Origin of the sequence: Streptomyces sp. NPDC005533 (genome assembly GCF_042871845.1) — a bacterium.
Taxonomy (GTDB): Bacteria; Actinomycetota; Actinomycetes; order Streptomycetales; family Streptomycetaceae; genus Streptomyces.
On the sequence record NZ_JBIAJH010000001.1, the window covers coordinates 136019 to 159018 of the forward strand.

19 protein-coding genes are annotated in these 23000 nt (G+C 70.9%); 12 read left to right on the forward strand and 7 right to left on the reverse strand.

The window, feature by feature from the left end; all coding sequences use genetic code 11:
- The first annotated feature begins 98 nt into the window (after positions 1–98).
- Positions 99–632, forward strand: a complete 534-nt coding sequence (locus ACFYP3_RS00620) for an NUDIX hydrolase (protein WP_388824549.1) — start codon at positions 99–101, stop codon at positions 630–632.
- Here ACFYP3_RS00620 and ACFYP3_RS00625 read toward each other — a convergent pair.
- Positions 602–1960, reverse strand: a complete 1359-nt coding sequence (locus ACFYP3_RS00625) for a hypothetical protein (RefSeq protein ID WP_388824551.1) — start codon at positions 1958–1960, stop codon at positions 602–604. The two genes, ACFYP3_RS00620 and ACFYP3_RS00625, sit on opposite strands and share 31 nt — an antisense overlap.
- A gap of 603 nt (positions 1961–2563) precedes the next feature.
- Here ACFYP3_RS00625 and ACFYP3_RS00630 point away from each other — a divergent pair.
- From ACFYP3_RS00630 to ACFYP3_RS00640, 3 genes are all read left to right on the forward strand, one after another.
- Positions 2564–2719 (forward strand): hypothetical protein, encoded by a 156-nt coding sequence (locus tag ACFYP3_RS00630; RefSeq protein ID WP_266782122.1) that lies wholly within the window; start codon positions 2564–2566, stop codon positions 2717–2719.
- Between the two features lie 89 nt (positions 2720–2808).
- Entirely contained in the window at positions 2809–4020 is a 1212-nt protein-coding gene (locus ACFYP3_RS00635) for a JmjC domain-containing protein (RefSeq protein WP_388824554.1), read from the forward strand.
- A complete protein-coding gene (locus tag ACFYP3_RS00640) occupies positions 3954–4799 on the forward strand; it encodes an aldo/keto reductase (protein WP_388824557.1) in 846 nt (281 codons plus the stop codon). Before ACFYP3_RS00635 ends, ACFYP3_RS00640 begins: the two co-directional genes overlap by 67 nt.
- Here ACFYP3_RS00640 and ACFYP3_RS00645 read toward each other — a convergent pair.
- On the reverse strand, positions 4790–5647 hold the full coding sequence (locus ACFYP3_RS00645; protein WP_388824560.1) for a hypothetical protein: 858 nt from the start codon (positions 5645–5647) through the stop codon (positions 4790–4792). The two genes, ACFYP3_RS00640 and ACFYP3_RS00645, sit on opposite strands and share 10 nt — an antisense overlap.
- 414 nt (positions 5648–6061) lie before the next feature.
- On the opposite strand from ACFYP3_RS00645, the gene ACFYP3_RS00650 reads away from it, so the two are divergent.
- On the forward strand, positions 6062–6802 hold the full coding sequence (locus ACFYP3_RS00650; protein ID WP_388824563.1) for a hypothetical protein: 741 nt from the start codon (positions 6062–6064) through the stop codon (positions 6800–6802).
- A 92-nt stretch (positions 6803–6894) separates the two neighbouring features.
- Here ACFYP3_RS00650 and ACFYP3_RS00655 read toward each other — a convergent pair whose 3' ends face one another.
- From ACFYP3_RS00655 to ACFYP3_RS00665, 3 genes are read right to left on the reverse strand one after another with little or no spacing between them, the layout of a single operon-like run.
- Positions 6895–8133, reverse strand: a complete 1239-nt coding sequence (locus tag ACFYP3_RS00655) for a hypothetical protein (RefSeq protein WP_388824566.1) — start codon at positions 8131–8133, stop codon at positions 6895–6897.
- The gene (locus ACFYP3_RS00660; RefSeq protein WP_388824569.1) at positions 8130–9875 is read right to left on the reverse strand and encodes a lipopolysaccharide biosynthesis protein; all 1746 of its coding nucleotides are present in this window, start codon (positions 9873–9875) and stop codon (positions 8130–8132) included. Before ACFYP3_RS00660 ends, ACFYP3_RS00655 begins: the two co-directional genes overlap by 4 nt.
- Complete coding sequence (locus tag ACFYP3_RS00665) at positions 9872–11083, reverse strand: glycosyltransferase (RefSeq protein WP_388825205.1); 1212 nt, start codon at positions 11081–11083, stop codon at positions 9872–9874. Before ACFYP3_RS00665 ends, ACFYP3_RS00660 begins: the two co-directional genes overlap by 4 nt.
- A gap of 165 nt (positions 11084–11248) precedes the next feature.
- On the opposite strand from ACFYP3_RS00665, the gene ACFYP3_RS00670 reads away from it, so the two are divergent.
- Complete coding sequence (locus ACFYP3_RS00670; protein WP_388824572.1) at positions 11249–11737, forward strand: adenylyltransferase/cytidyltransferase family protein; 489 nt, start codon at positions 11249–11251, stop codon at positions 11735–11737.
- On the opposite strand, the gene ACFYP3_RS00675 is transcribed toward ACFYP3_RS00670, so the two are convergent.
- Together ACFYP3_RS00675 and glgX are read right to left on the reverse strand one after the other, a co-directional pair.
- The gene (locus tag ACFYP3_RS00675) at positions 11718–12440 is read right to left on the reverse strand and encodes a CDP-alcohol phosphatidyltransferase family protein (protein WP_388824575.1); all 723 of its coding nucleotides are present in this window, start codon (positions 12438–12440) and stop codon (positions 11718–11720) included. The two genes, ACFYP3_RS00670 and ACFYP3_RS00675, sit on opposite strands and share 20 nt — an antisense overlap.
- Positions 12441–12557: 117 nt before the next feature.
- The gene (gene glgX / locus ACFYP3_RS00680) at positions 12558–14771 is read right to left on the reverse strand and encodes a glycogen debranching protein GlgX (protein ID WP_388825209.1); all 2214 of its coding nucleotides are present in this window, start codon (positions 14769–14771) and stop codon (positions 12558–12560) included.
- Between the two features lie 366 nt (positions 14772–15137).
- On the opposite strand from glgX, the gene ACFYP3_RS00685 reads away from it, so the two are divergent.
- From ACFYP3_RS00685 to ACFYP3_RS00710, 6 genes are all read left to right on the forward strand, one after another.
- The gene (locus ACFYP3_RS00685; protein ID WP_388825212.1) at positions 15138–16358 is read left to right on the forward strand and encodes an Ig-like domain-containing protein; all 1221 of its coding nucleotides are present in this window, start codon (positions 15138–15140) and stop codon (positions 16356–16358) included.
- Positions 16359–16493: 135 nt separating this feature from the next.
- Positions 16494–18755, forward strand: a complete 2262-nt coding sequence (locus ACFYP3_RS00690; RefSeq protein WP_388824578.1) for a choice-of-anchor A family protein — start codon at positions 16494–16496, stop codon at positions 18753–18755.
- A gap of 140 nt (positions 18756–18895) precedes the next feature.
- Positions 18896–19603 carry a L,D-transpeptidase family protein gene (locus ACFYP3_RS00695; RefSeq protein ID WP_388824581.1) on the forward strand — a complete coding sequence of 236 codons (708 nt, stop codon included), beginning with the start codon at positions 18896–18898 and terminating at the stop codon, positions 19601–19603.
- Between the two features lie 165 nt (positions 19604–19768).
- The gene (locus tag ACFYP3_RS00700) at positions 19769–20995 is read left to right on the forward strand and encodes an Ig-like domain-containing protein (protein WP_388824584.1); all 1227 of its coding nucleotides are present in this window, start codon (positions 19769–19771) and stop codon (positions 20993–20995) included.
- Positions 20996–21081: 86 nt separating this feature from the next.
- Positions 21082–21849, forward strand: coding sequence for an enoyl-CoA hydratase-related protein (locus tag ACFYP3_RS00705; RefSeq protein WP_351294952.1), 768 nt, complete (start codon positions 21082–21084; stop codon positions 21847–21849).
- 241 nt (positions 21850–22090) lie between these two features.
- On the forward strand, positions 22091–22603 hold the full coding sequence (locus tag ACFYP3_RS00710) for an ATP-binding protein (RefSeq protein WP_319723615.1): 513 nt from the start codon (positions 22091–22093) through the stop codon (positions 22601–22603).
- The last annotated feature ends 397 nt before the right edge of the window (positions 22604–23000 follow it).

Consider the following 23000-nt stretch of genomic DNA (forward strand, 5'->3'; position numbering starts at 1 on the left):
CTATTCGTATTCGTCACTGTGACGTGAATTGCTCGGAACCCGGCCGCGGCTCAACCTGAGTCTGCGATGCTGGAGGCCGATCGAGAGGGGCCGCAGCGATGCAGTGGAAGATCCACGGGGAACGTCCGATCTACGAGAACAAGTGGGTGAACCTGTGGCTCACCGACATCGAAACGCCGGACGGCCACCGCTGGGAACACCACGTCGTCAAGCTCCGCCACTTGGCCGTGGCCGCCGTGCTCAACGACTGCCAAGAGGTCCTGATGATGTGGCGTCACCGCTTCATCACGGACGCATGGGCGTGGGAGCTACCCATGGGCCTGGTGGAAGCGGACGAGACCCCCGGTGAGGCTGCCGCCCGTGAAGTCCTCGAAGAGACCGGCTGGCGTCCGGGCCCGATGAAGCCGCTGATCTACGCCGAACCGGCGAACGGCATCACGGACTCCCAGCACCACCTGTTCCGCGCGGATGGTGCGACGTACGACGGGCCGCCGACCGAGAAGAACGAGTCGGACCGCGTCGAGTGGATCCCGCTGGCGAACATCCGGGGCATGATCGACCGTCGCGAGATCGTCAGCAGTGGCTCCTTGGTCGGCCTCCTCTACGTCCTGATGGACGAAGGGGTCCGCTGACCCGGCGGGGGAAGCATCGCTCGTAGACGTGCCTCGAAGGCAACCGCGGCCGGCACCTCGCGATGGGGCGCGAGCTGCTCGTAGAACTCGCGAAGGTGCCCGGCCACCCGCTCGGACGACACCGCCGCGGCAGGCACCAGGGCCTCTGTCGCCGTGTGGCACGCCTGGTCGAGCTTGCCCCGCTGGAGCTGCGTGCGGGCCAACCAGAAGGCATGGAACGCCCGGCCGCGCTGGTTCGCAGGATCCTCCCGCGCCAGCGCATCCGCGATCAGCGGTTCGGCAATCGCGGCTTCGCCAAGACGCCCGTGCGCAATGCCGGTGTCCACGATGAGCTTCTGCTCATCGAAGTACATCACCCATGCCGGGTCCGGGTCGCCCTCGTGGACGCGCTCGAACTGACCGTGAGCCTCGGAGATCGCGTTGTGCGTCGCCTTCCGGTCCCCCAAGGTCGCGTGGGCGAAGGCTTCGCGCATGGCCAGCATCGCCCGTACTCTCGGCGTCACCCCGGTGGCGGCGCGGGCTTGGTCCTGGGCAGCAGACACCAGCGCAAGCGCGTCCGCAGGTTTGTCCTGGTAGGTCGCTTGCAGGCTCATGCAGGCCAGCACGTTGGCCATGAACGGATGGTCGTCGATCTCTCTGGCCAGTTGCAGGGCCTCCGAGAAGTACGCGCGGGCCTGCTGGTACTGGCGGGCGTCGAAGTACGTCCAACCCGTCAGCCGCGCCAGCTCCGCCGCGATGCCGTAGAGGCCGTTCTGTATCGGCGTCGGCCGCCGGCCCTTCAGCAGCCCTTCGACGTATCGCAGCTGGCCGACGACAGCCGGTCGAAGGCTCTCCCCTCCATGCTCGTCGTCGCGTCGCCAGTAGTCCTCGATCGAGGACCGGAGCGCCTGCAGAGTGGACGGGCTCGGCTTGGTACCGGCAGCCAGGGCGAGGATGCTGTCGACCTCCACCCCGGGTAAGGCCGCAAGCGGCCTGAGCCCGGCAGGAGGGTTCACCGACTCCGGTGGCTCTCGCTCTGCCACGGCAAGCGCAACCGGCGTTTCCCACTCCCGTCGGGCCAGCCCGAGCATGTGCCCCGGGATGCGCAACCCGTCGGCGATCCGCTCGATCACGTCCATGTGGAGTAGCTGCCGCCGGCCCGCGATCACCTCCCCCACGCGGCTCGGCGTCAAGTCACAATGGCGCGCGATCATCGACGGGTAGATGCCTGCGCGAGCCTTGACGAGGCGAAAGACAATCGCGAAGTCGCGCACGCGGCACGCGTCGATCATCTCGGGATCGGTGAGCAGACGTGTCGGTAGTTCCTTCGTGCGACGTGACTCGGGCATCGGGCACGCTCCGGAGGAAGAACACGGATCGCTTCAAGGTCTTAACCGACGGTGATGCTATCCAAGTTGGGTAATCCGCTGGGCCTTTCTGGCCCCTCGTCCTGATCGCGATGCTTCTGGACATGGCGAAGCGACCGAGGACGACCACCCCGAACGAATCGGCGGGCACTCCTGACACAAAACGAACGGTCTTCGGAAAGGCCCCTGACCTGGGCACAGATCCCCGCGTCCGGATGAGCATCCGGGTATCGCGGGACTCGGGCCGGACGTGGTCGCCGAGCACGCGGGTCCTGGAAGGCGACCCGTTCGACATCCTCTCCAACCCCGGCCGCTACCCGCCGTGCAAGTGCCCGCGCTGTGGCGGACGTCGTCGTCGGCTGGCATCCAACACCACCCCGGTCGCGACGTAGTGATCACTTCCCGACGGTGAATGCCCCTGTGGATCGGGATCCCCAGGTACATGGCCGAGCTCCGTGCGGCTGGCGCTGGCCTCACACCCCCTGTCTCCTCCCCGGCCCGGAAACAAAAGGGCTGGTGAGGTATGCCCCATCGGGGCTGGGCCGGCACCCGTCGGCCCTGGACTTCCAGGAAATGGAGACACACATGGCAGCGCAGAAAGAAGACCTGCTGGTCGGCGTCGAGAGCCTGATCAAGGTCCAGGACCGCTTCACCGCCGCGGCGGCGGAGTCCGACTCCACCGGCACCTCCGCGGGGGACGACGGCGAGAACCGCGACGGCCTGAACCTCCCGCAGGAGTAGCACCACCAGCACGCCACAGCACCGATCGGGGGCTCGTCAACCACGGCGGGCCCCCGGCCTCACGCCCATGACGCAGACCGGAGGAACACATGGACCACCACTTCGTCACCGCGATGGAGAAGGCCCTCGGCTGGGACGGACCCCGGGAACTCGGAGCCGCTTTTACCCGGGGAACGATCGAGGATCTTGATCTGCTCGATCGCCTGCTCACCCCCAAGAAGCTGCTGGACCTGGTGATGCGCCGCAGCGTCACCACCCCCCAGTTCCGCATCTTCCAGGACGGCGCCGAACTGCACCCCGGCCGCTACATCCACCCCTCCGTCACTCGGCGGGGACAAGCCATCCCCATGGCCGACATGAACCGTGTCGGCGCGCTGATGCGCGAGGGCTGCACCATGGTTCTGGACGAGGTCGATTTCTTCGACCCGGCCATGGAAGCCACCTGCCGCGCGCTCCAGTGGTGGGCCCGTGAGCTGGTGCAGGTGAACGCCTACCTGACCACCCAGGACGCCAGCGGCTTCAAGCTCCACTGGGACGATCACGACGTCGTGATCGTCCAGCTCGCCGGCCGCAAGAGCTGGGAAGTCCGCGATGCCTCGCGCAAGGCTCCGATGTACCGCGACTCCGCCCCCAACTCCGAGCCCGGCGAAGAGATCGTGTGGCAGGGCGTCATGGAGCCCGGCGACGTGATGCACATCCCCCGCGGCTTCTGGCACCAGGCCACCCGGGACGACCAGGGCGACGGCTACAGCCTGCACGCCACCTTCGGCATCGTGAAGCGCGTCGGCGTGAACTGGCTGGCCTGGCTCGCCGACCAAGCCCGCACGCAGGAGCTGTTCCGGTACGACCTGGACCGCTGGAACTCCCCTGGCCAGTGGGAGGGGCAGCAGCGGCTCCTGGCCGACGCCGTTGCCGAGATGGCTACGAAGCTGACTCCGCAGGACTTCTTCGATGCCCGGGAGCGGGAACGCCTGGCGGCCCGGCATGTCCCGGCCACCGGCCTGTTCGGAAAGCCCGCGGCCGTCGTGTGCGTCACCGACTTCGAGCCCGTGATCGAGCAGCACGCCGACACCGTGGACGTCCTCGCGGCAGGCAAGAAGGTCTCCTTCTCCGGAAAGGCGTACCCCGCGCTCGCCCTGCTGCTGAGCGGCCACCCCGTCGACATCGCCGACGCCGCCGAGAAGACCGGCCTGGACGTGGAACAGCTCGCCGAGATCCTGCTGAAGGAGGAACTGTGCACGGAGCTGACCCCCGCCTTGTCCTCGGCTTACACCGGTCTCGTCACCACCGCGACATCCTGACGGCCGCACTCGACCTCGGCGTCACCTCCCTGGACACCGCGGCTGCCTACCTCGGCTTCCGCTCGCACGCGGTGCTGGCCGAGACGGCTGCTGATCTGCTGCCGAAGTTCGCCCTGTCCACGAAGGTGGGCTTCTTCCCGGGCGCCGGGGGCGCTGAGCACTCCCTCGATCCAAGTCGGCTGCGCCTGGCCATTGAGAAGGCGACCCGGGAACTCGGCAGAGAACCTGACACCGTGCTCCTCCACAACCCCGAACGGAGCCTCACGAGCCTATCTCCGGCCGATGGCCACGCCCTCCTCGGCAGCGCTTGCACCGCCCTGGTCGACGCGGCCCGCGAGGGCCTGTGCGGCACATGGGGTGTGTCTTCCTGGGACACCCGGCCGCTCGGCATGGTCGGGGTGGACGACCTGCCGTCTCCGGACGTCCTCATGGTCCGGGCCGGGTTCCTCGTGGGCATCGACCTCCTCGACACCACGGCCGTTCTACGCAGCGTCTGGCAGGCGGGCGAGACCTGGGGCATGAGCCCCTTCGGGGGTGGCAACGGGAAGGTCTGGGAGGACTTCGACCCTCGCCCCTTCCTTCGACCGCCCCACGATGGCTTGTCCCACGTGCAGGCAGCCTTCCGTACGGCGTTTCACCTACCGAGTGCGGCCGCAGTGGCCGCCGGCACCGACAACCCCGGTCACCTGGCCGAGCTGGTCCAGGCCCTGGGCGCGGATGTGGACACCACCGCCGTCAGTCAGTACCTGCGCGCCCTGCATGGGCACCGTCAGCGCTGAAGCTCAGCCACCAGGCGCTCGGCCTCCTTGCGGGCCGGCACCAGCAGCGGATCCTCCTCGTACGCGTGGGGTCCGACGATCTTCGACAGGAAGAACAGCGACATCAGCTTGCCGTCCCGGCTCTCCAAGTCCGCACGCCGCTCCAGGTGGACGCGGTCCGCGAGCGCCGGGACGGCCAGCGCGTTGCCCCACAGCGTTGCGGCGTCCAGGCCCCGGGGCGCCATCCCCCAGTCCTCCCAGTCGATGATGGAAAACTCCGGTCCCATCACGTTGGCCCAGGTCAGATCCGCATGAGCCGGCGCCCACCGCTCGATGCGCGTATCTGCAATGTCTGGGAAGACCTCACGGAGTGTCTGCGTCACTTGCTCCTGGGTGATCGTCACCGTGTCCGGCGTCGCGATCCGCGGCGTCTGCTGGCCCCCGAGGGCGTCCAGCGAGGCATTCAGCTCCGCCCACCACGCATCCGGCAGGCCCGGGTCTTCGAGCACCAGGGCGCCCTTGGCGACAGACGGCGACGCAAGCAGCTCCAGCTCATCCGCGCGCCACATCACCGGCTCACCCGGCTCGCGCCACGCCACGCCCTGGTACCACTCGGGCATCGCGACCCCTTGCAGCACGGCGGCGGCCTCGGTCCCGTTCCAGCCCTGCGGGCCGATCCGCTCGAATCCCCGCCGCTCGATTCGCACCCAGGTACCCCGCTCCGTACGGCCACCCAAGGAACGGCGCTTACGTACCAACGCCTGCCGATCCAATCGCGCGTGGAGGGCCCGTTCCACGCGCTCCAGCACGTCTTCGACCGGCCGACGGCGCAGGTCCACTCGGGCAGCGACGGGCAGCGAAACAGTCATGATGACCTCCTCGGCGAACGGATGACCGTAACAGGAGAGGGCCCGCCGACACGACCCGCTCGTCAACGGCAGAGCACAAGAACCCCGCTCTTGGAGGGGGCGATTGAGGGCTGACACGACGCACCTACCGATTCAGGATGTCGTGGAGAAAGGCAACGACCAGGACGCCGACGCCAAGCGCAGCTCCTAGTGGCGGGTTCCGTAGCGCGACGTAGACCGTCAAGGCTCCTACGACTGCGAGTAGAAGCGTGCGAGTGCTGATTTGCTCCACAAAGACTCCAAACGTTGGCGTGAACAGCAGCTTGAGAGACTCGGCAGAGGTATTTACGTCTCCTGACAGGCGCACGGCAAGCTCTCACTTTCCCTGACAAGCCGTGACGCTTCCTGACACCATCAGGTCATCAGAGTGCTCGGATGGAGGTTGCTGTGGGCCGCTGGACGAAACCGACCTTGCCCGTAGGGCCCCTCCGCACCCTCAACAGTGAACTCCATGCCCTCCACCGCAAGGCAGGACATCCCTCTGCCCGTGAACTGCAACGAGCGGTCAAGAAGGCTGCGAGCCACACAAAGATCCACCACGCCTTCATCAAGCCCCAGCTTCCTGCCTGGGGCGTCGTGGAGGTGGTTGTCGAGCAACTGGCCAAGGCTGCGCGACCAAAGCTGGCAGAGGAAGCGGAGGTCGACCGTTTCAAGAGTCTTTGGGATGCCGCTTCAGATGCAGAGTCAGCCTCGGACACTCCAGAGCCGAATGAGCATTCCTACGGACTGGCGCTCGGTGGATTGAGTCGGAACGGTGCGATCCACAGCGCCATCATCGGCCTGCACCAGGCTGGCAAGCCCACTGGGCTTCACGACGTAGCAGCCGAGCTTGCGCGAAGGGGCCAGCTGGAAGCTTGCGGCGGTGAGGACTACCTCTTCGAGTGCGTGAAGATCGCGATGAAGGGCTCCTTCGAAGCCGGCGTAGGGATCGGCGAGTTTGCCGTCTTGAATGCTCGCCGAGTCAAGGAGGCGTCGGATGCTCGGCATGCCTTCTTCTCTGTGGCCCTCAGCGGGAAGTCTGATCGCCATAGCCTCCAGGCGGCGTACGAGCGGGTCATCACCTACCACCCAGACTGGGCCCTGCCCGACGGATTCAACCGATCTCCCCACTCCTGAAAAGGGCCAGCCGTCCGGCGTTTGAGGACCGGGTCCGGGCGGCGGCCGGGAAGCGGAGAAGGGGTCGGGGCGGCAGAGCTCCGCGCAGCGGGTCAGGCCGCGGATACCGGGGCGGCTTCGGCCTGCGCCGGGACGGCACCGGGCAGCCGGGCGACCCGCCACCACGCGGCCAGGGCCTTGAGCGTGGAGCCGGTCGCCAGGGCCCAGGCGGCGCCCGCCACCCCCCACACGGCGTAGCCCCCCAGGAGCAGCCCCACCGACAGCAGCGAGAAGACCACCTGGAGGGAGAGCGTGGCCTTCGGCGCCAGCACCCGCAGGGTCAGCAGCGCACAGGTGCCGAGCCCCATCACCGCGTACTGCGCCCCCGTCGCCGGCAGCAGCGCGGCCGTCGCCGCCCAGGTGTCGCCGAGCAGCTGACGGCCCACCCGCTCGGGCAGCGCGTACAGCACGGCCCCCCAGCCCGCGCCCAGCGCGGCCAGGACCAGGCCGAGCAGCGCGGTCGCCCGCACGGTGGCCCGCTTGCCGCCGAGCCGCCCGAGGACCGGCGGCCCGAAGGAGTTCGCGGAGTTGAACAGGACGTTCAGCGGCCCGAAGAGGGTGGTCGCACCCCGCAGCGCGCCGACGGCCAGCGGGGTCGCGAAGACGCCGAGGCCCAGTACGGCCAGCTGGCTGGAGCCGTTGCCCACCGCGAACTCGACCACGAACCGCTGCCCGAGGTGACCGCGGCGCAGATACGGTCGTAGTCCCGCGAGACCGCCCCGGGCCCCGCGGCCGTACGGCCGCAGCAGCCACAGCCCCAGCCCCAGCGCGGGCACCGCGGAGAGGCCCCACACCAGCACCAGCCGCCCCGCAGAGGCCCCTTCGGGCTGCACGGCCAGCGCCGCGACCACGCACACCAGCCGCAGCGCGTCCGCGGCCAGCGCCCGCGCGGGGGCGCGCAGCGCGGAGAAGCAGTAGCGCAGCCCGTCCTGGAGGAGCACCAACGGCAGGACGAGGCCCAGCGCGAGGAAGGCCCGGCCGGGCGTCGCGGGGAGCGCGAGGCCCACCACCACGAGCAGCGCTCCCACCGCGGCCGACGCGGCCCCGGTGAAGCCGGCGGCGGAGCGGCACATCGCGCCGAGCCCTTCGCCCTTCTCCAGGACGAGGCTCTGGCCGACGTAGGCCATGTTCAGTCCGAGGAGCACGCTGAAGGTCACGTACACCATCGAGAAGTCGGCGAACCCGGCTGCCGAGGACAGCCGGGCGGCCAGCACCAGCACCAGGATGTTCGTGGCGCTGGAGGCGGCCTGGTCGAGGACCGAGGCGACGGCGGCGAGGCCGCGTCGGCTCATCTGCGGCCCATGCGCACGGTGCGCAGCGCGACGGTGTCGGTGCCGTCACCCGGGATGTGCTGCTCGGGCTCGGCCACCTCGTACGCGATCGGCTGCGGCGCCTGCGGGCCGCCCGCCGGGGAACCGGCGGCGGGCGCGGGGGCCGGGATCTTGTCCTTGCCGCGGCCGCGCTTCTCGCCGGGCAGCGGGGCGTGCAGCACCGCGCCGAGCACCGTGCCGCCGGCGCCGCTGATCAGCTCGCGGATCCGGGACAGGTCGGTGCGGTGGACGCCGCGCGGGTTGCAGACGACCAGGACGCCGTCGACGCGGTCGACGAGGGCGAGGGCGTCGGCGTAGGACAGCACGGGCGGCGCGAGCACGACGACGGTCGCGTTGGGGGAGTCGGCCTCGGAGATCAGCCGGGTGGCGCGGGGGGAGGTCAGCGCGCGCGGCACGTTGCGTGCCCGCTCGCCGGGGATCAGGTCGAAGGAGCCGGACTCGCCGGCGTCCACGACGAGCTGGCGTCCGTCGGGCCACTCGGAGTCGGAGTGCCGTCCGCCGCCCTTCTGGCCGCCCGGGGTCTGGCTCCAGCGCGGCCGGCCGCCGGCGTCCGTCGGCAGCTGGCTGGCCAGTACGGGGGTGCGCAGGTCGGCCTCGATGAGCAGGACGTCCTTGCCGGTCTCCGCGAAGGAGGCGGCGAGGTTCACGGCCACCGCGGCGGCCGTCTCGCTGCTGCCGCGCGGGGCGACGACGAGCAGCCGGCGCCGGTCGGCGAAACGGGAGTCGTAGGCGAGCCGGAAGGCCACCGAGCGGTACTCCTCGGCGAGGCGGGGATCGGCCTCGCCGGCGGCGAGCAGCGGTCCGCCGCCCGTCCGGTCCCGGGGCAGGTAGCCGAGTACGGGCGCGCGCAGGGCCCGTGCCACGTCGCCCTCGGAGCGCGGTGCCGGGTCGAAGACGAGCCGGACCCAGGCGGCCAGCAGGCCGAGGGCGAGGCCCACGGCGGCGCCGAGCGCGAGGGACATGAGGATGCCGGGGCCGTCGGCTCCGGGGGGCGCGGTCGCGGCGCTGGTGACGCGGCCCGGGGTCATGTCGAGGGCTTCGAGCTTGGTGATCTTGGTGTTGTAGCCGCCGACCTCGCTCTGCAGGTCGGTCTTGGCGGAGCTCGCCGCGTCGCGCCCGGCCCCGGCGGGCATCCGGGCGATCTCCTTGGAGAGCTCGTCGAGCTGCTTGGCGATCGGGTCGCGCTGCTCCTTGTAGCCCTTGACCATCTTGTCGCGGGTGGCGTCGAGGGACTCCTGCCGCTTGAGCAGGTACGCCTCGGTCATCGCGTTGGCGCGCTTGGCGGCCTCCTTGGGGGAGGACGCCGTGTACGTGAAGCGCAGCACCATGGTCTGCGGCGGGTTGGTGACCTGCAGCCCGCTGCGCAGGGCGGCGAAGCCGGAGGCGGACACGCCGAGCTTCTTCGCCGCCTCGTTGGCTATGGAGGAGCTGAGCGCGACCTGGCGCTCGGAGCCGATGTTGATCGCCTTGTCGGGGGCGAGGCTCGGGTTGAACGGGTCGTCGGTGGGCGCGCGCAGCACCACGTCGGCGGTCGCGACGTAGGTGTCGGCCGTGGAGATGCCGAGGTAGACGCCGCCCAGCAGGCCGATGCCGATGCCCGCGCCGATGAGCCTGCGGTAGCGCAGGAGCTGCCGGAACTGGTCTCTGAGGAGATCCGGTTCGTCGTCGGCCGGTGCCGCTGCAGGGCGGTTCGTCTCGATCACGGCCGGGGTCCCCCAAGTGCTTCGTCTATCAGTGCGTCGATGCGGGCCAGGCCCGCTTCACGGCTCAGATGGGCCGCCACGTGGCGGGGTCCGGCCGCTCCCAGTGCGTCCGCGCCTTCCGGGTCCTCGGCCAGGGCCCGTACGGCCTTCAGCAGGGCCTCGGGGTCCTCCGGCGGTACGAGCACCCCTGCGCCCGAGCGTTCCACCTCCTGGGCGGTGCCGCCCTCCGCCGCCACGGAGGCGACGACGGGGCGGCCGGTCTGGAAGTAGGAGGTGAGTTTCGACGGCACGCTCATGTCCAGCACGGCAGCGTGCTGCGTGACCGCGAGTACGTCCGCCGCCGCGAGGATATCCGGGAACTCGCCGTCCGCGGCAGGGGGGATGATGTCCAGATTCGGTACATCGGCCGACAGATCGGCGAGCGCGGCGCGCTGACTGCCGTCGCCCATGAGTACGAAGCGGACATTCGGATCCAGCCGTGCGGCGCCCACGAGGACCTCCAGCCCCTGCTTGAGGCCCATGTTCCCGGAGTGCAGGACGACGGTCTCGCCGGGGCCCCAGCCGAGGTGGCGGCGGGTCTCGCCGCGCGGCTTGGTGGGCACCGCCACGTGCGACCAGTTGGGGACGAGGCGGATCCGGCCCGGGTCCACGCCCATGCCGACGACCCGGTCCACGAAGGTCTCGTGGATGACGCCGACGAGGGTGGCGCGCTTGAGGGCGTACGCCTCGGCGCGGCCGGCGATCGCGGCTGCCTTGTCCCCGCCGCTGATCCCGCTCTGCGCGGCGGCGGCGCCCATCAGGTCCTGGACGACCGGGACGTACGGGACCTTCCAGCGGGCCGCGAGCCGGGCGGCGAGCACCCCGCCGGCCAGGCTGGGCATCTGGGCGAGCACCGCGTCCGGCTTGGGCATCCGGGGCGGGGCCACGGCGCCGTGCAGCAGAATCGATCCTTCAAAAAGCGCGCGCTTCACGGCGGTCTGGCGCGGCGGCACGGTGTGCGCCCGCCGGTGGACGGTGACACCCGCGCGCCGTTCCGTGCGCTGGAGCGCCCCCTTGTACTCCGGCTCGACGGACCACGCCGGGTAGTGCGGCATGCCCGCCAGCACGTGCGTCTCGTGGCCGAGATCCGCCCAGTGCTCCGCGATCTGGGTGGCGTACGGGCCGATCCCCGCGTGCTCCGGAGCGTAATTGGTGGAAACCAGCAGCATGCGCCGCTGACCGGATCTGGACACCGAGCGTCCCCTCTTCCCCTGGATGATGCGCACGTCACCCTATTCGTTCACCCGCGTGCCGCGGAACGTGCACGCTATTGTCTGCTTATCAGCTGCACCGGGGGGTGCGGCCGCTGGGGATAACAGATGACGGAGCTCGACATGTCCGACTTTGGCGCGCCGGCGCGTAGACCGTACCGAGTCGGCTACGCACCGGGAGCCTACGATCTGTTCCACATCGGGCATCTGAACATCCTTCGCCACGCCCGCAGCCGTTGCGACTACCTCGTCGCCGGGGTGGTCTCCGACGAGATGGCCGAACTCGCCAAGGGGCGCCGCCCGATGATCCCGCTCGTCGAGCGGCTGGAGATCGTCCGCAGCGTGAAGTACGTGGACGCCGCCTTCGTGGAGACCGTCCCGGACAAGGTGGAGACCTGGAAGCAGGTCCGCTTCGACGTCATCTTCAAGGGCGACGACTGGCGCGGCACGCCCAAGGGCGAGCGGCTGGAGAAGGACTTCGCCGCCCACGGCGTCGACGTCGTCTACTTCCCCTACACCGTGCACACGTCCAGCACCCAGCTGCGCCGGGCGCTGGACGCGCTCGCGGAACCTGCCGCCCTCCCCGGTCAGGTCACCGGGGAACGGCGCTGAGCTCCCGGAACCACTTCGCGAGGAACGCCAGCAGGAACAGCCCGGCGACCACGCCCAGCCCGGCGTAGGCCCAGGCGAACAGCCTCCCGCCGCCGAGCAGCAGGAACACCACGCAGAACACCCCGTAGTCCACGGGCAGCAGGGCCACCGCGCGCACGGTCGAGGGGGCCGCGGCGGGGCTGCCCGGGGCCGGCTTCGGCTTGAGCTTCTCCGTCAGCAGCCCGCCGAAGAAGGTGACGACGGCGGCGAACTGGAAGCCCAGCGGCACCAGCAGCCAGCCGTCGGCCGTCGTCCCGTACTCCTCGGGGAACCGGTAGAAGGCGATCAGCACGCACGCGTGCAGCGCCGTGAGCTTGGCCGCGTCCACGACGTGGTCCAGCCACTCGCCGGCCGCGCTGCCACCCCCGCGCAGCCGGGCCAGCTGCCCGTCCGCGGAGTCGAAGGCGAAGCCGACGGCGAGCGCCGCCCACACCGCGATCCCCAGCGCCCACGAGGGCGCGCACAGGGCGACCGCCGCCACGGCGGCGAAGCTGAAGGCGGCGCTGACCAGCGTCACCTGATTCGGGGTGAGCCCGAGCGCGTACGAACCGGCGGCCAGGTACCGCCCGGCGGGCCGGTTGACGAACCGCGAATACAGCGACACCCCCTTCGCCGACTTCTGCGCCCCGCGCAGTTCCTGCAGCGCGGTGTTGACTCTGCCCATGCAGGACCCCCTCAGAAAGATGTCGAACACATCATCGCAGGGGGAACGGGAGAGCCCTTCCGGGTGTCCGGTCACCTCCGGAGGCGGCGGCGCGCCGGGCCGCGGGCCGCCGCCACCTCACGCGGACGGCCCCCCGCCCGCGGACGGCCCCCCGCCCGCGGACCCGCAGACCCGCAGCAGCAGGACCGAGCGGGCCGGGACCGTCAGGGTCCCCCCGCCGCGGTGACGGGTGCGGGGCGCCTCGGACTGGTCCTCCAGGGAGGTGTCCAGGACCAGCTCGTAGGCCTGGGCCCACGGCGCCCCCGGCAGGACCCAGGCCAGCGGCCGGTCCCCGGTGTGCAGCAGCGCGAGGAAGCTGTCGTCCGTCACCTGCCGGCCCCGCTCGTCACGGCCCGGGATGTCCCGACCCGACAGGTACATCCCCAGCGCGGCGGCCGGCGCGTACCAGTCCCGCTCCGTCATCTCCGTGCCCGCCGGCGTGAACCAGGCCAGGTCCCGCAGCCCGTCCGCCCCCTGCGGCCGCCCCGAGAAGAACGCCCGCCGCCGCAGCACCGGATGCGCCTGCCGCAGCGAGATCAGCCGCTGCGTCAGCGCGCACAGCTCCCGCCACGCCGGGTCCTCCAGCAGCGACCAGTCCACCCACCCCGTCTCGTTGTCCTGGCAGTAGGCGTTGTTGTTGCCGCCCTGCGTGCGCCCGAACTCGTCGCCCGCCACCAGCATCGGCACCCCCGTCGACAGCAGCAGGGTGGTCAGCAGGTTGCGCAGCTGGCGACGGCGCAGCGCGGCCACCCGGGCGTCCTCGCTCCCGCCCTCCTCCCCGCAGTTCCACGAGCGGTTGTCGTTGGTCCCGTCCCGGTTCGCCTCACCGTTGTCCTCGTTGTGCTTGCGCTCGTAGGACACGAGGTCCCGCAGGGTGAAACCGTCGTGCGCGGTCACGAAGTTCACCGAGGCGTACGGGCGCCGGCCGCCCCAGGCGTACAGGTCGCTCGACCCCGAGAGCCGGTACCCGAGGTCCCGTACGTCGGGCAGCGCGCCCCGCCAGAAGTCCCGTACGGCATCGCGGTAGCGGTCGTTCCACTCCGTCCACAACGGGGGGAACGCACCCACCTGGTAGCCGCCCGAACCCACGTCCCACGGCTCGGCGATCAGCTTCACCCGCCGCAGCACCGGATCCTGGGCGATCACCGCCAGGAACGGGGACAGCATGTCCACGTCGTGCATCGAACGGGCCAGCGCCGCCGCCAGGTCGAAGCGGAAGCCGTCCACCCCCATCTCCGTCACCCAGTAGCGCAGCGAGTCCGTGATGAGGCGCAGCACGTGCGGGCGACCGGCGTGCAGGGTGTTCCCGCAGCCCGTGTAGTCGGCGTAGCGGCGCTGGTCGGACTGGAGCCGGTAGTAACCCCGGTTGTCGATCCCGCGCAGCGACAGGGTCGGACCCAGCTCACCGGCCTCCGCCGTGTGGTTGTAGACCACGTCGAGGATCACCTCGATCCCGGCCGCGTGCAGGGCCCGCACCATCCGCTTGAACTCCCCGACCTGCTGCCCGGCGGTCCCGGACGCCGAGTAGCCCGCGTGCGGGGCGAAGTAGCCGATGGAGTTGTAGCCCCAGTAGTTGCGCAGCCCCCGGCGCAGCAGGTGGTCCTCGTGCGCGAACTGGTGCACCGGCAGCAGCTCGACTGCCGTGACCCCCAGCTTCGTCAGGTGCTCCACCGCCGCCGGGTGGGCGAGCCCCGCGTACGTACCGCGCAGCTCCTCGGGAACACCCGGATGGCGCATCGTGAACCCGCGCACGTGCAGCTCGTAGATCACCGAGTCGGCCCACGGGGTCTTCGGCCGGACGTCGTCCGCCCAGTCGTCGTCATCGTGGACGACCACGCCCTTCGGGACGAACGGCGCCGAGTCCCGGTCGTCGCGCACGGTGTCCGCGATGTACTGCTGCGGCCAGTCCCGGACGTGCCCGTACACCTCCGGCGGCAGGGTGAAGTCCCCGTCGACGGCCCGCGCGTACGGGTCCAGGAGCAGCTTCGCCGGATTGAACCGGGCGCCGGTCCAGGGGTCCCAGCGCCCGTGCACCCGGAACCCGTACCGCTGACCGGGGCGCACGCCCGGCACGAAACCGTGCCAGATCTCGTGCGTGAGCTCGGTGAGCGGGCAGCGCGTCTCGCCGCCCTCGGAGTCGAACAGGCACAGCTCCACCGCCTCCGCGCCCTGCGCCCACAGGGCGAAGTTGGTGCCCGCCGTCCCCTCCGGCCCCTGGTGGAACCGGGCCCCCAGGGGATGCGAGGACCCCGGCCACACCGGTGGCCCCGGGCGCGTGTGGACGCGTAACACCTGCCCCTTGACCTGGCCGTTCGACTGACCGTTCGGATGGCCGCCCGGATGGCCGTTCGGCCGACCGTTCGGATGGCCGTTCGGATGTCCGTCGACCCGCGGTGCGGGCGCGGTCTGGCCGCCCCGCACCGCATCGACGGCGTTGCCGACGGCTTCCACCGCCTCTTGCTCGGCTGCGCTCGACACTGCCCGCCTCCACGGCTCCTGGGTACCTGCGGGGGTGGGGAGTGCGGCCCCGGCGTCCCGGCCCGGGCCCGCCCCCGTCTGGTCCTTCACACTGTTCTGCCCGGACTGTTCCGCCCGGAACGTCGCGCGCGCCCACGTTTCCCCCGGAGGGGCCGCGTCGTTGGAGGGATCGTGACACTTCTGACGAGGCGGGCAGGGGCGGGCTTGGCCGCCGTGGCGGCATGGGCGGGCCTGTTGGGCGGGCTGGCCGGATGCACCAAGGACGGCAAATCGCCCGTCGAGATCCAGCTGCCCGGCAAACCCCGCTCGCCGGACGAGGCCATCCGCATCACCCCCGACGACAACGCCAAGGGAGTCCCCGCCGACGCGCGGCTGGTGGTCAGCGTGCCCGAGGGCCGGCTGGAGCGGGTCGTCGTCACCAAGGTGGAGGACGCGCAGCAGGAGGAGGTCCCCGGCGCCATCGCCGACGACGGACTCAGCTGGAGCCCCGACCTCGACTCCGGCCGGCTCGCGCTCGCGGCCAAGTACACCGTGGACGCCGTCGCCCTCGACGGCCACAACCGCCGCCAGGCCCGGCACACCACCTTCACCACCTACGTTCCCGAGGAGCGGTTCATCGGCTACTTCAAGCCCGAGAACCGCTCCACCGTCGGCACCGGCATGATCGTCTCCTTCAAGTTCAACCGCGCGATCGAACGCCGCGCGGAAGTGGAACGGGCCATCACCGTCACCTCCGACCCGGCCGTCCAGGTCGTCGGCCACTGGTTCGGCAAGGACCGGCTCGACTTCCGGCCCAAGGAGTACTGGAAGTCCGGCACCAAGGTCACCGTGAAGATGGACCTGCGCGACGTCGAGGGCGCGGCCGGTTCGTACGGCATCCAGTCCAAGACCGTCACCTTCACCGTCGGCCGCTCCCAGATCTCCAAGGTGGACGCCGCCACGCACAGCATGGAGGTCCGCCGGGACGGGGAGCTGCTGTCGACCTTGCCGATCAGCGCCGGGGCGCCCAAGACCACCACCTACAACGGGAAGATGGTGGTGATGGAGCTCTTCGACGTCACCCGGATGAACGGCCAGACCGTCGGCTTCGGCGGCGAGTACGACATCCCCGACGTCCCGCACGCCATGCGGCTCACCGCCTCGGGAACCTTCCTGCACGGGAACTACTGGTCCAGCCCCGACACCTTCGGCACGACCAACGTGAGCCACGGCTGCGTGGGCCTGCGCGACGACAAGGGCGGCGGCTCCGACACCCCCGCCGGCTGGTTCTTCGACCGGACCCTGATCGGCGACGTGGTGGAGGTCGTCAACTCACAGGACAAGACGGTGGCCCCCGACAACGGCCTGGGCGGCTGGAACATGTCCTGGGCGGACTGGGTCGCCGGCTCCGCCATCGTCTGAACACCGCACGGCGACGCCGTACGGGTGACTCGTGTGATCGGAATGACGTAGCGGAGAGTGTCCGAGCCCCGTCCGCCGACGCCCGGCCCCCAGCCTGTCAGGGCAATCAGGGCAGCCGGGAACGGACGGAGCGTCATGTCAGCAAGGAACTGGACCCTCGGGCTCGCGATCGGGGCCGTGCTGGCCGCCGCGGCCCCCACGGCCCTCGCCGCGGACCCGGGCGCGGGCCCCGGCGCCGGCCGGCCGGCCGCGGCCGCCCGGGCCCCGCTGCCCGACGGACTGGGCCCCTGCGTCCCGGGCCGCTGCCCGGACCCGTACCCGCCCATCCACAGCGACGGCGTACTGCGGGGCCGGGACAACGGCATCAACATCTTCGCGGGGGGCGACTTCCGGGTCCGGGGGAGCGCCTCCGAGGCCGAGGGCCGCCTCGTCGTCCTCGGCGACTTCGACCAGGACAAGGCGGCGGGCGGCGACAGCCGCTACAACGTCGGGATCGTCGGCGCCGGATCGCTCGTGCCGCCGCCGGACGGAGCCGACTTCCTCACCACCGGCGGCGCGATCACCGTCCCCCCGGACGAGCGCCTGCTCGCCGACGGCGGTGTGGTCCGCCACGCGGGCCCGGTCACCGGCAGGGTGTCCGGCCGCCTGGTCCACGACCCCGACGCGGTCACCCCGTACGCGGGACTGCGCGAGCGGCTCAGCGCCGCCAGCCAGTGCTACGCCCGGGTCGACGGGCAGCCGCGCCCGGCCACCGGAACCGCCGTCAACAACCGCTACGAGACGGTCTTCACCGGCGACGGATCCTCCCCGCTCCAGGTCTTCAACGTGAACGCGGACCTGGTGGGCGACGGGGGCGGCCAGCAGGGCATCCGGTTCGCCCGGATCCCGGACACCGCCACCGTCCTGGTGAACGTCCTGGGCACCGACCGGACGATCAACACCTACAGCGGCGGCCTCCAGGACACCGACCCGCTGAACGCCTACCGCGACCGCCTCCTGTGGAACTTCCCCGACGCCACCACCGTGCGCCTGACCGGCGGCGGCCAGTTCCAGGGCAGCTTCCTGATGGGGCAGCAGACCTCCGAGACCACGGTCACGCTGCCCGGCATCAACGGCCGCTTCCTCACCACCGGATCCGTCACCCACGGCAGCGCGACGGCCGGGGGCGGCGGCCAGGAGTTCCACGCCTACCCCTTCAACGGCGACCTGCCCGACTGCGCGGGCCCGGCCCCGGTCACCGGCTCCCTCTCGGTCCTCAAGCGGGACGGGGCGACGGGCGCAGCGCTCGCCGGGGCCCGTTTCGAGCTGTGGCGGGAGACCAACGGCACCGCCGGCCTGCAGACCGGCGGCGGAGCGGACGCCGACACCCGCGTCGCCGAGTGCACCACGCGGGCGAGCGGACTCTGCGAGGAGACCGTCGCGCTCGGCACGTACTACTGGCGCGAGACGCAGGCGCCCCCCGGCTACGAGCTGCCGGCCGAGAGGGTCCACACGGTGACGCTGACCGCCGAGAACGCCGCGGCCGGCGTCCGGTACGAGGCGGACAACCGGCGGACCCCGCAGCCGCCGGACGACGCGCGGGTGGTGCTGCGCAAGACCGACGCGGCCACCGGCCGGCCCCTGCCCGGCGCACGCTTCGAGCTGTGGCGGGAGAGCAACGCCATCGAGGGGCTCCAGCCCGTCACACCCGGGGGCGACACCCTGCTGGACGTCGCCTGCGAGACCGACGCCCGGGGCACCTGCACCGTCGAGCTGCCGGTCGGCGGGACGTACTACTGGCGCGAGACCGCCGTCCCGGCCGGCTACGAACCGCCCGCGGACCCGGTCACCCGCTTCGACCTGGACGAGGGCGACGTGACGGACGGCATCGAGGTCGCCGTCCCGAACGCGCGGAGCGAGGAGGACGAGGGCTCCATCCGGATCGTGAAGCAGGACGCCAAGACCGGACGGCCGCTGCGCGGCGCGGTGTTCGAGCTGTGGCAGGAGACCAACGACACCGCCGGGCTCCAGACGCGCGGCATCAACGCCGACCGGCGGGTCGCCGACGGCTGCGCCACGGACCGCGGCGGGGTCTGCGACTTCGGCCCGCTCCCCGAAGGCTGGTACTACCTGGTCGAGACGGCGGTGCCCGAGGGCTACGCCCTGCCGGCGGACCGGGTGACCGGACCGCTCCGGCTGGACGGCGCCACGCCGGAGGGCCGGCTCGTGGTCACCCTGCAGAACGAGCGCGACGGCCACGGCAAGGGCAAGGGCAAGGGTGGTCACGGCAAGGGCGACCACGGCCACGGCAAGGGTGATCACGGCAAGGGCGACCACGGCAAGGGCCGGTACCCGAAGCACCCGAAGGACGTCGGGCACCCCGGGCACCCGAAGGACGCCCAGGGGCCCCGGGCCTGACGCCGGCCCGGTGGAAGCGTGATCCGGTGCGCCGGTGGAGTGAGCTCCTCACCCCGCCGGCGCATCAGCGCGCGCCGGACCCCCGCCCCGCGGGTTGGCTGGGCTGCGACCGTCAAGTCCGCAGGCCCGAGGAGGCGCCGATGGCCGCACGTCAGGGGACCGGCCCGGCAGTCCGGGCGGCGGCGGTCGGCGCCCTGCTCGCCCTGGCGGCCCTGCACCCGTCCGCGGCGGCCGCCGTCCCGGCGGAACCGGAGGGCGCGTGCGCGGCGGGCACCGGCCCCTACCAGCGGGAGCTGGAGGGCCACCTGGGCCGGCCCGTCGACGGGGTGCAGTCCCCGGCGGACTGCGCCGCGGTCCGGGCCTTCCAGCGCGCGAACGGCGTCGACCCCGCGGACGGTTACGCGGGCCTGGCCACCTACCGCACGATGCTCGTCGTGACCGCCCGCCCGGACCCCGACGCCGCGGGCGACTGCCCCGTCCGCGAACACCGGGTGACGTGCGTGGACATGGACCGTCAGCTCCTGTGGGTGCAGCGGGGCGAGCGCGTCGTCTTCCCGCCCGTTCCCATCCGCACCGGCCGCGACTACGAGGAGACCCGGCCGGGCTGGCACGAGGTGTACTGGCGCAGCAAGGACCACGTCTCCACGCTGTACGACGCTCCCATGCCCTACGCGCAGTTCTTCGACGGGGGCCAGGCCCTGCACGGCACGCCCGACTCCCTTTACGGGAGCAGCGGTTCGGCCGGCTGCGTCAACCTCACCGAACCGGACGCGGCGCGCCTCTGGGACCTCCTCACCGAGGGCGACGCGGTGTACGTGTGGGGCACCAAGCCGGGCACCGAGGACTGACCCCCGCCACCCTCCCGCAGACCGTCCCCGACGACCGACCCGGCCGCTGATCAGCATGTTGGGACGGAACGGTGACAAGACCGTGGCTCATCGTGATCCGCCCATGTGATTTCCTGTCGACAAGCGCGCGACTGTCCGCGCGCGGGGGACATGGGGAGAACAAGAGTGAACCTGCAGCCGATACGCGGCCGCGCCCGCACCGGCCTGCCGGCCCTTCTGCTGGGGGCGGCCCTGCTGTTCACCACCGCGTGCAGCGGCGGTGGCGGGAGTGACGGCAGCGGCGGCGGAGGCGACAACGCCGGGGGCGGCGCCAAGAACGGGACCGAGGCCTCGAAGGCAGTCGTCAGCGTCAAGCCCGACGACGGGGCCAAGGAGGTCGCCACCAGCGGCGTCCTGAAGATCTCCAGCAGCGGCGGCAAGCTCACCACGGTGACCGTCGCCGACACCAAGGGCAACGCGGTCGAGGGCAAGCTCGCCGACGACGGTTCCAGCTGGGAGCCGGCCCGTCACCTGGCCTCCGCCACCGAGTACAAGGTGCACGCGGTCGCCAAGGACGAGGCCGGCCGGGAGTCCGCCAAGGACACCACCTTCACCACCCTGACGCCGACCAACACCTTCGTCGGCCACTACACGCCGGAGGACGGCGCGGAGGTCGGCGTGGGCATGCCGGTCTCGATCAACTTCTCCCGTGGGATCACCAACCCCGAGGCCGTCGAGAAGGCCATCACCGTGACCGCCGAACCGGCCGTGCCGGTCGAGGGCCACTGGTTCGGCAACGACCGCCTGGACTTCCGCCCCGAGAAGTACTGGGCCGCGGGCACCACGGTCACCGTGAAGCTCGCCCTCGACGGCGTCGAGGGCCGCCCGGGCGTCTACGGCAAGCAGACCCGTACGGTCACCTTCAAGATCGGCCGCTCCCAGATCTCCACGGTCGACGCGAGCGAGAAGCACATGGAGGTCGTCCGCGACGGCCAGGTCATCAAGAACCTGCCGATCACCGCGGGTGCCCCCTCGACCACCACCTACAACGGGCAGATGGTCATCAGCGAGAAGTACAAGGTCACCCGGATGAACGGCGCGACCGTGGGCTTCGGCGGCGAGTACGACATCTCCGACGTCCCGCACGCGATGCGCCTGTCGAACTCGGGCACCTTCGTGCACGGCAACTACTGGGCCTCCTCCGGCACGTTCGGCTCGGAGAACGTCAGCCACGGCTGCGTCGGCCTCAAGGACGTCCGCGGCGCCGGCGACGGCAACCAGCCCGCCGCCTGGTTCTTCAACGAGTCCATGATCGGTGACGTGGTCATCGTGAAGAACTCCAAGGACAAGCAGATCGCCCCGGACAACGGCCTCAACGGCTGGAACATGGACTGGGCGGAGTGGATCAAGTAAGCGGGTCCCGTACCCCGTGAGCCGGCCCGGTGCTGTGACACACAGCACCGGGCCGGCTCGCGTTAACCGCGGCTAACCTGGCCCGCATGACCATCTCTCTCGAAGTCTCCGAAGGCGTCGGCACCATCCGCCTGGACCGGCCGCCCATGAACGCCCTGGACATCGCCACCCAGGACCGGCTGCGCGAGCTCGCGGTGGAGGCGACCGACCGGGCCGACGTCCGCGCCGTCGTCATCTACGGCGGCGAGAAGGTGTTCGCGGCGGGCGCGGACATCAAGGAGATGCAGACGATGGACCACGCGGCGATGGTCGCCCGGTCCCGTGCGCTCCAGGACGCCTTCACCGCCGTCGCCCGCATCCCCAAGCCGGTCGTCGCGGCCGTCACCGGCTATGCGCTGGGCGGCGGTTGTGAGCTCGCGCTGTGCGCCGACTACCGGATCGCCGCCGACAACGCGAAGCTCGGCCAGCCCGAGATCCTGCTCGGCCTGATCCCGGGCGCGGGCGGGACCCAGCGGCTCTCCCGGCTGGTCGGCCCGTCGAAGGCCAAGGACCTCATCTTCACCGGACGCATGGTCAAGGCCGACGAGGCGCTCACGCTGGGCCTGGTCGACCGCGTCGTGCCCGCCGCCGAGGTGTACGAGCAGGCGCACGCCTGGGCCGCCAGGCTGGCGCAGGGTCCGGCGATGGCGCTGCGCGCCGCCAAGGAGTGCGTGGACGCCGGTCTGGAGGCCGACATCGACACCGGTCTGACCATCGAACGCAACTGGTTCGCGGGCCTGTTCGCCACCGAGGACCGGGAGCGCGGCATGCGCAGCTTCGTCGAAGAGGGCCCGGGCAAGGCGAAGTTCGTCTGAGCGCGGCGCCGGTCCTCCCTGGGGGTGGATTAGCCAGGCCTTAAGGCAGTCTTAAGCCCCCACGGTGATCCACTCAACGTGATCGTTTCCCTGCGGTGTGTCACCGCAGGTCAAACTGGGTAGGGAGGCACTTTTGTTGCCTCCCGCATATGACGGGGCACCCCCTTGGATTCGTTGAATCCGGGGGGTGTTTTCCTCTGGAACGGCCCGGAGGGGCAGGCCGGCCGTCCATGATGGGTGCATGGCGGGCCTGGAGGGTGTGGAACAGCCGCGGCAGCGCGGCAGCGCTTCGGCGGTACGGCTCACGGCGGCCCTTGAGGACGAACAGGGCCTCAAGGCGCTGGAGTTGTACGGGAATCCGGCCGAGGCGGAAGTGACGCTGCCGTCCATGCCGGAGTCGGCGAGCACGGCGCGCCGGCTCACCCAGTGCGTGGTGATCCGCCTGTGGGGGCTCTCGCCGCAGATCGCCGAGCACGCCGTCCTGCTGGTCTCGGAGCTCGTCGGCAACGCGGTGCGGCACACCGGGGCCCGCTCCTTCGGGTTACGCATGCTGCGGCGGCGCGGCTGGATCCGGGTGGAGGTGCGCGATCCCTCGCGCGGACTGCCCTGCCTGATGCCGGTGCACGAGCTCGACACCACGGGCCGGGGCCTCTTCCTCGTCGACAAGCTGTCCGACCGCTGGGGCGCCGATCTGCTGCCGCGCGGGAAGATCACCTGGTTCGAGATGCGGGTCGCCGACCGCCAGAACGCCTGAGTGGCTGCGCGCCTGAGCGCCTGAGCGCCGACGAAATGCCTGAAGCCCCCGGCTCGCCGTGGTGGGGCGGTGTGGGGGCTTCATGGGTGCGCCGAGGATCGAAGGGGGTGTGATCCTCGGCGTGGCGACTTCGCTCGGGTCAATGGGGAAGCCGTGGTTCCGACTATGGCAGACGAGGGTCCAAACGCCAAAAGTCCCTACTTGGACATAAGTGTGCAAATCATAAGACTTTCTAGCTAAATCCTAGGTGAGATGGGCCACTCGCCTCGCAATCTATGAATAACTATCGGAACCTCTGAGTAAATCGTTGATCACATAGAGGATCGGCCACCCGTTCAGCCCCTTCGGGTAGACGTACCGAATTGGGTCAATCATTACCTTCCGGGTCATCCACCCC

Coding starts and splice junctions, on each gene's coding strand:
- ACFYP3_RS00675 (WP_388824575.1), bottom strand. CDS start 12,440: ATGGGCAGAGTCAACACCGCGCTGCAGGAACTGCGCGGGGCGCAGAAG.
- ACFYP3_RS00620 (WP_388824549.1), top strand. CDS start 99: ATGCAGTGGAAGATCCACGGGGAACGTCCGATCTACGAGAACAAGTGG.
- ACFYP3_RS00710 (WP_319723615.1), top strand. CDS start 22,091: ATGGCGGGCCTGGAGGGTGTGGAACAGCCGCGGCAGCGCGGCAGCGCT.
- ACFYP3_RS00650 (WP_388824563.1), top strand. CDS start 6,062: ATGGAGGTTGCTGTGGGCCGCTGGACGAAACCGACCTTGCCCGTAGGG.
- ACFYP3_RS00665 (WP_388825205.1), bottom strand. CDS start 11,083: ATGCTGCTGGTTTCCACCAATTACGCTCCGGAGCACGCGGGGATCGGC.
- ACFYP3_RS00670 (WP_388824572.1), top strand. CDS start 11,249: ATGTCCGACTTTGGCGCGCCGGCGCGTAGACCGTACCGAGTCGGCTAC.
- ACFYP3_RS00655 (WP_388824566.1), bottom strand. CDS start 8,133: ATGAGCCGACGCGGCCTCGCCGCCGTCGCCTCGGTCCTCGACCAGGCC.
- ACFYP3_RS00625 (WP_388824551.1), bottom strand. CDS start 1,960: ATGCCCGAGTCACGTCGCACGAAGGAACTACCGACACGTCTGCTCACC.
- ACFYP3_RS00645 (WP_388824560.1), bottom strand. CDS start 5,647: ATGACTGTTTCGCTGCCCGTCGCTGCCCGAGTGGACCTGCGCCGTCGG.
- ACFYP3_RS00690 (WP_388824578.1), top strand. CDS start 16,494: ATGTCAGCAAGGAACTGGACCCTCGGGCTCGCGATCGGGGCCGTGCTG.
- ACFYP3_RS00630 (WP_266782122.1), top strand. CDS start 2,564: ATGGCAGCGCAGAAAGAAGACCTGCTGGTCGGCGTCGAGAGCCTGATC.
- ACFYP3_RS00695 (WP_388824581.1), top strand. CDS start 18,896: ATGGCCGCACGTCAGGGGACCGGCCCGGCAGTCCGGGCGGCGGCGGTC.
- ACFYP3_RS00705 (WP_351294952.1), top strand. CDS start 21,082: ATGACCATCTCTCTCGAAGTCTCCGAAGGCGTCGGCACCATCCGCCTG.
- ACFYP3_RS00635 (WP_388824554.1), top strand. CDS start 2,809: ATGGACCACCACTTCGTCACCGCGATGGAGAAGGCCCTCGGCTGGGAC.